Annotated in this window: 2 protein-coding genes; both read right to left on the bottom strand. The window is 69.0% G+C overall.

Annotated features, from left to right (window positions below; translation table 11 throughout):
• Nucleotides 1-108 precede the first annotated feature (108 nt).
• The gene (gene bla, locus BRAS3809_RS19385; protein ID WP_008963765.1) at nt 109-975 is read right to left on the bottom strand and encodes a class A beta-lactamase; all 867 of its coding nucleotides are present in this window, start codon (nt 973-975) and stop codon (nt 109-111) included.
• Nucleotides 976-995: 20 nt separating this feature from the next.
• Nucleotides 996-1,424, bottom strand: a 429-nt coding sequence (locus BRAS3809_RS19380) for an exodeoxyribonuclease III (protein WP_035656982.1), incomplete at its 5' end; no start/stop codon positions are given.

Raw genomic sequence — 1,424 nt, 5'->3', positions numbered from 1 at the left:
TGCCGGCGTCGGTGTTCGGCTCGCGGCCCGCGAGCTCCGCGGCCTGAGGTCCGGCTTCGACGCGATCGCAGCTCTGTTTCGCGAGATCGATCTCGGTGTGCGCGCCGGTCAGGCGCCCAGCGCAGCCGCCACCGCACGTCCCACCGCGGCGTGAGCGGCATTGCGCTTGTCGTCGCTGGCCTTGGTCTCGGTGAGATAGCTCGTCACGATGACAGGCGCGCGTCCCGCCGGCCAGATCACCGCGACGTCGTTGCTGCTGCCGCGCTCGCCTGAGCCGGTCTTGTCGCCGACGCGCCACGACGCGGGCAGGCCGGCACGCAGCTTGGCGGCGCCGGTCTTGCAGCCGAGCAGCCAGCCGTTCAGGACGTCGCGCGACGAGGCCGACAACGCGTTGCCGGTCGTGAGCTTCGCCAGCGTCCGCGCCATCGCCGCAGGTGTCGTGGTGTCCCTGGGATCGTCGGGCACGCTCTCGTTCAGCGCGGGCTCGATGCGGTCGAGCCGGGTGATCGCATCGCCGAAGCCGCGGATCGCGCGCGTGAGGCCGGCCGGACCATCGAGCGTGGCGAGCAGCAGGTTGGCGGCGGTGTTGTCGCTCAGCGTCACCGCCGCCTCGCACAATTCGCCGATCGCGAGGCCGGATGTGCTGACGTGCAGTTTCGTGACCGGCGCATAGGCCAGGATGTCGGCTTGCGTGATCGGAAGGCGGCGCGAGAGCTGCTCGGCGCCGGCATCGACCTTGGCCAGGATCGCGGCCGCCAGCAGCGCCTTGAAGGTGCTGCACATCGGGAACCGCTCGTCGAGCCGATGGCCGCTCAGCGCGCCGCTGGCCGTGTCGAGCAGCGCCACGCCGAGCCGGCCGCCGCTGTCGGTTTCGATACCTGCGATCGTCGCCTGCAGGTCGGCTGCAAAAGCGGGCTTCACCAGCAAAGGCACGAGCGCGAGCGGAAACAACTGCCGCCGTGTGTAACCCGTCACAGGAACCGTCCTTGGAACGCCTACGCCGTCTCGAGATCGAAATCGGCCCATACCGGGACGTGATCCGACGGCTTCTCCCAGGCCCTGACATAGCTGTCGATGCCGACCTCGACCAGCCGGTCGCTGGCCTGCGGGGACAACAACAGGTGATCGATCCGGATCCCCATGTTCTTCTGCCAGGCGCCGGCCTGATAGTCCCAGAACGTGTACTGCCCCGGCGCATCGGTCACGGCGCGCAGCGCATCGGTCAGGCCGAGGCCGAGCAGCGACTGAAAGCTCTCGCGCGTCTCCGGGCGGAACAGCGCGTCCTCGACCCAGGCCTCGGGATTGGAGACATCGGCGGCCGCCGGGATGACGTTGAAGTCGCCTGCGAGGATCAGCGGCTCCTCGGTCTTCAGCCGCTCACGCGCATAGTCACGAAGCCGCGACATCCATTTGAGCTTGTAGGG

This window comes from Bradyrhizobium sp. STM 3809 (assembly GCF_000239795.1).
Lineage (GTDB): Bacteria > Pseudomonadota > Alphaproteobacteria > Rhizobiales > Xanthobacteraceae > Bradyrhizobium.
The sequence above is the reverse complement of the archived record's forward strand: the minus strand, read 5'-3'. Positions and strand labels throughout refer to the sequence as shown.